Annotated in this window: 3 protein-coding genes and 1 pseudogene; 3 read left to right on the top strand and 1 reads right to left on the bottom strand. The window is 73.6% G+C overall.

The genetic code is table 11. From position 1 onward, the window contains the following. Positions 1 to 169: 169 nt before the first annotated feature. The 3 genes and pseudogenes from ACOJTC_RS30050 to ACOJTC_RS30040 all read left to right on the top strand — a co-directional run. Positions 170 to 1,858: an acyl-CoA mutase large subunit family protein gene (locus ACOJTC_RS30050; protein ID WP_420119404.1), complete on the top strand. Its 1,689-nt coding sequence runs from the start codon at positions 170 to 172 to the stop codon at positions 1,856 to 1,858. A gap of 226 nt (positions 1,859 to 2,084) precedes the next feature. Further along, entirely contained in the window at positions 2,085 to 3,008 is a 924-nt protein-coding gene (locus ACOJTC_RS30045; RefSeq protein WP_204928122.1) for a tetratricopeptide repeat protein, read from the top strand. A 64-nt stretch (positions 3,009 to 3,072) separates the two neighbouring features. Then, positions 3,073 to 4,008, top strand: a pseudogene (locus ACOJTC_RS30040) (arginase family protein); the annotation flags it as partial. Positions 4,009 to 4,234: 226 nt separating this feature from the next. On the opposite strand, the gene ACOJTC_RS30035 reads toward ACOJTC_RS30040, so the two are convergent. Then, positions 4,235 to 4,613 (bottom strand): penicillin-binding transpeptidase domain-containing protein (locus ACOJTC_RS30035; RefSeq protein WP_420119403.1); only part of this gene is annotated, 379 nt, incomplete at its 5' end.

Here is a 4,613-nt window from a genome sequence, read left to right as displayed (position 1 = left end):
GTGATCAAGAGGTTTGCGTCAATCCGCCGGCCGATCGTGACGCAAAACTCTTGATCACCGGGGCGAGGGGGTGGGCGGGGTGGGCGGGGTGGGCGAGCTTCCTTAGCGATCGTTCAGGCTTCGTTCTACACTCGGGGCACAGTCGAGGACTCGAGGAGGAGCCCCGCGGATGAACGCCGACGAGATCGCCGCCGGACGGGCACGCTGGCAGGCCCGGTACGACGCCGCGCGCAAGCGGGACGCGGACTTCACCACCCTGTCCGGCACCACCGTGCAACCGGTGTACGGGCCGCCCGAGGGCACCGCGTACCCCGGGTTCGAACGGATCGGCTGGCCGGGCGTGTTCCCGTACACCCGGGGGTTGCACCCGACCGGCTACCGGGGTCGGGCCTGGACGATCCGGCAGTTCGCCGGCTTCGGCAACGCCCAGCAGACCAACGAGCGGTACAAGATGATCCTCGGCGCGGGCGGCGGTGGGCTCTCCGTCGCCTTCGACATGCCGACCCTGATGGGGCGCGACTCCGACGACCCGCAGGCGCTGGGCGAGGTCGGGCACTGCGGGGTCGCGGTGGACTCCGCCGCCGACATGGAGGTGCTCTTCGACGGCATCGACCTGGCCGGCGTCACCACCTCGATGACCATCTCCGGCCCGGCGGTGCCGGTGTTCTGCATGTACCTGGTCGCCGCCGAGCGGCAGGGCATCGACCTGTCCCGGCTCGACGGCACGTTGCAGACCGACATCTTCAAGGAGTACATCGCGCAGAAGGAGTGGCTGTTCGACCCCGAGCCGCACCTGCGCCTGATCGGCGACCTGATGGAGTACTGCGCCGCCGAGATCCCGCGCTACAAGCCGCTGTCGGTCTCCGGCTACCACATCCGCGAGGCCGGCTCCACCGCCGCGCAGGAGCTGGCGTACACCCTGGCCGACGGGTTCGGCTACGTCGAGCTGGGGCTCTCGCGTGGGCTCGACGTCAACGTCTTCGCCCCCGGGCTGAGCTTCTTCTTCGACGCACACCTGGACTTCTTCGAGGAGATCGCCAAGTTCCGGGCCGCCCGCCGGATCTGGGCCCGCTGGCTGCGCGACGTCTACGGCGCGACCAGTGAGAAGGCCCTCTGGCTGCGGTTCCACACCCAGACCGCCGGGGTGTCGCTGACCGCGCAGCAGCCGGTCAACAACGTGGTACGCACCGCCGTGGAGGCCCTGGCGGCGGTGCTGGGCGGCACCAACTCGCTGCACACCAACGCCCTGGACGAGACCCTCGCCCTGCCCACCGACGAATCCGCCGAGATCGCCCTGCGTACCCAGCAGGTGCTGATGGAGGAGATCGGGGTGACCAACGTGGCCGACCCGCTCGGCGGCTCCTGGTACGTCGAGGCGCTCACCGACGCCATCGAGGCCGAGGCGGAGGAGATCTTCGCCCGGATCCGGCAGCTCGGCGGCGACGGCCCGCACCGGATCGGCCCGATGACCTCCGGCATCCTGCGCGGCATCGAGGACGGCTGGTTCACCGGCCACATCGCCGAGTCGGCCTTCACCTACCAGCAGGCCCTCGACCAGGGCGACAAGAAGATCGTCGGGGTCAACTGCCACACCGGCACGACCGCCAAGGAGCTGGAGATCCTGCGCATCTCGCACGAGGTGGAGCTGGAGCAGCGTCGGGTCCTCGCCGAGCGCAAGGCCGCCCGCGACGACGCCGCGGTGACGGCGGCGGTGACCCGCATGGTCGAGGTCAGCCGCACCGGCGGCAACATGATCCCGCCCATGCTCGACGCCGTCCGCGCCGAAGCCACCCTCGGCGAGATCTGCGACGCCCTGCGCGCCGAATGGGGCACCTACCGCGAACCCGCCCGCTTCTGACCCCCACCCCCCACCCCCTACCCCCACCCTCGGTCGATCATGGAGTTGTGGTGGTGGCAGAGCCTCACCAAAGGGGCGCTACGCCCACCACGACTCCATGATCGACGGGGTGGGGGGCGGGGACGGGGGGTGGGGGGCGGGAGGGGGAGAAGGGGAGGTGAGAGTGGCAACTGTGGGCGTTGCGGCTGAGCCGACAACGGTGGGGATCGTGCGAGACTAGGTAACCATGAGCGACCCACGGATCACCTCGTCGATCTTCACCCGCGGCGCGGTCGACCTCAGCGCGCTGCGCGGCACCGCCCCGGCCAGTTCCCGTCCCGCCACACCGAGCCAGACCGGCGCACCCACCGGCGCACCGGGCGGTCCCGCCACAGCAGGCGGCGCCGCCGTGCTCGACGTGACCGAGGCGAACATCCAGTCCGGGGTGCTCGAACGGTCGATGACCACCCCCGTGGTGGTCTTCTTCGGCGCGGCCGGCTACCCGGACAGCGACCAGTTCGCCCCGGTGCTGGAGCGGCTGGCGGCCGAGGGGGCCGGCCAGTGGGTCCTGGCCCGGGTCGACGTCCAGGAGAACCCGCGGATCGCGCAGATGTTCCAGATCCAGGCGATCCCCACCGTCTACGCGGTGGTCGGCGGGCGGCCGATCGACGCCTTCCCCGGGGTGATCCCCGAGCCGCAGCTGCGGCAGTGGCTCGCCGCCGTGCTCAAGGCCGGTGGCGTCGCCGTCGCCGAACCGGAGGACCCGCGCCTCGACGAGGCCGACGACGCGTTGATGAGCGGCGACCTCGACGCCGCCGAGCAGGCGTACCGCAAGATCCTCGCCGAGTCCCCGGCGGACGCCGCCGCCGAGGCCGGCCTGGCCCAGGTCGGGGTGGCCCGGCGGGTCGCCGGTGCCGACCCGCAGGCCGCCCTCGCCGCCGCGCAGGCCAACCCCGACGACGTCGAGGCCCAGCTCCTCGCCGCCGACATCGAGGTGCTCAGCGGGATGGCCGAGCAGGCGTACGAACGACTGGTCGGGCTGGTCCGGCGGACCGCCGGTGACGACCGGGACCGGGCCCGCCAACACCTCGTCTCGCTGTTCAGCATCGCCGGCCCGGACGACCCCGCCGTGGCCTCCGCCCGTCGCGCCCTGGCCAGCGCCCTGTTCTGATCCTTTGACACCCCGCGCGGGCCGGCCACCCGGCCGGCCCGCCGACCATCGAGGACGGGAGCCCGTGATGCGCCGAATCGCCGTCCTCGACGCGCCGACCAACCTGGGTCTGCGCCCACCCACCTCCACCTCCGTCCCCGGCTGCGGCAAGGCCCCCGGGGCGCTGCGGGACCACGATCTGCTCGCCCGGCTCGGGGCCCGCGACGCCGGCTGCCTCACCGCCCCCCGGTACGACCCGGGCGACTGGCGGCCCGGCGACGGGGTCTGCCACGCCCGGGAGATCTCCGGGTACTCGACGGCGCTGGCCGACCGGATCGGCGCGATCATCGACCGGGGCGAGTTCCCGCTGGTCCTCGGCGGGGACTGCTCGGTGCTGCTCGGCTCGGCGCTGGCCATGCACCGGCTCGGCGAGGCGGTCGGCGGGCGGATCGGGCTCGTCTTCGTCGACGGCCACTCCGACTTCCGGCACCCCGGCAACGCCTCCTACGTCGGTGCGGCGGCCGGTGAGGACCTCGCCCTGGTGACCGGGCGCGGGCAGGCCGACCTGGCCGCCATCGAGGGACGTCGACCGTACTTCCGGGACATCGACGTGGTGGTGCTCGGCATCCGGGCGCAGGACGAGTACCGGCTCGACCTCCAGGCCGCCGGGATCATCACCCGGCCGGTGCCGGCCCTGCGCGCCGAGGGGGCCGCCCGCAGCGCACAGTGGGCGCACGAGCAGTTGGCCGACTGCGCCGGCTACTGGGTGCACATCGACGTGGACGTGCTCGACCCGGCGGTGATGCCGGCCGTGGACGCCCCCGACCCGGGCGGGATCGCCTTCGCCGAGCTGGAGATCCTGCTCGCCGGGCTGGTGGACACCCCGCACTGCCTCGGCGTCGAGCTGACCGTCTTCGACCCCGACTACGACCCGGACGGCGCGTACGCCGCCGAGATCGTCAACACGGTCGTCGCCGGGCTGGCCCCGGTCGTCGCCCCGGACGCCGTCGCGCCCCGACTGCTGCCACCCCAGCCGTACCCCGCCGACCCCGACCCGGCCGACGCGCCGGGCCGCGCCGAGGAGCCGGTCGCCTGACCGAGCCCCGGCCCGCCTGACCCGGCCCGCCTGACCCGGCAACGGGGCCGATGTGGCGTTGTCCCGCGACCCGGATGCCGCTACGTCGCCCCCGTCGAGCGCGAGACCGGGCCCGAGGGGCCGAGGCAGGGAATCGGGTGGGGGAGAGGCGTCAGCGGAGGGCGCGGAGGAAGCGTTCGGCGATCGGGACGGCGCTGGCCGTACTCGATCCGCCCTGCTCGACGAAGACGGCGAACGCGACGTCGCCCCGCCACCCGACGAACCAGGCGTGGGTGTGCGCCGGGTCGTCGTCGTACTCGGCGGTGCCGGTCTTGCCGTACACCGGGCCACCCGGCACGTCGGCCAGCGCCTTGGCGGTGCCGGCGGTGACCACCTCGCGCATCATCGTCTTCAGCGCCGCCACCGACTCGGCCCGCAGCGGCGGGCCGGCCGCGGCGGGCGCGGCGGGGGCCGGGGCGAGCCCCACGTTCGGCGGCGCGAAGCGGCCCCCGGCGGCGGCGGCGGTCACCCCCCCCCAGGCCCGTGGGCTG

Origin of the sequence: Micromonospora sp., assembly GCF_048594385.1 — a bacterium.
Lineage (GTDB): Bacteria > Actinomycetota > Actinomycetes > Mycobacteriales > Micromonosporaceae > Micromonospora > Micromonospora wenchangensis.
The sequence above is the reverse complement of the archived record's forward strand: the minus strand, read 5'-3'. Positions and strand labels throughout refer to the sequence as shown.

Bases quoted from the DNA above. Each gene is read 5' to 3' on its own strand.
- ACOJTC_RS30050 (WP_420119404.1), top strand. From the start codon at position 170: ATGAACGCCGACGAGATCGCCGCCGGACGGGCACGCTGGCAGGCCCGG.
- ACOJTC_RS30045 (WP_204928122.1), top strand. From the start codon at position 2,085: ATGAGCGACCCACGGATCACCTCGTCGATCTTCACCCGCGGCGCGGTC.